General features: G+C 66.9%; 1 protein-coding gene. It reads left to right on the top strand.

Features of this window, described 5'->3' with window-relative positions; genetic code table 11:
- Positions 1-311, top strand: a 311-nt coding sequence (locus CN946_RS20935) for a phosphotransferase (protein WP_176547399.1), incomplete at both ends; no start/stop codon positions are given.

Genomic DNA, 311 nt, shown 5'->3' with positions numbered 1-311 from the left:
CCGAGGCGGTGATGGCGCCGGTGCGGCAGAACTTCGAGCAGATCCGCCCGCTGCTCAGCGACAAGGCCGACCTGCTGCAGCTGGACGCCCTGGAAGCCTGGGCCGAAAGCTCCTACGACCGCCTGGAAGCGCTGCTGCAGGCGCGCAAGGTGAACGGCTTCATCCGCGAATGCCACGGCGACATCCACCTGGGCAACGCCGCGCTGATCGACGGCCAGGTGGTGCTGTTCGACTGCATCGAGTTCAACGAGCCGTTCCGCTTCACCGACGTCTGCGCCGACTACGCCTTCCTCGCCATGGACCTCGAGGAC

Origin of the sequence: Bacillus sp. AFS053548 (assembly GCF_002575105.1) — a bacterium.
Classification (GTDB): Bacteria; Bacillota; Bacilli; order Bacillales; family Bacillaceae_G; genus Gottfriedia.
The sequence above is the reverse complement of the archived record's forward strand: the minus strand, read 5'-3'. Positions and strand labels throughout refer to the sequence as shown.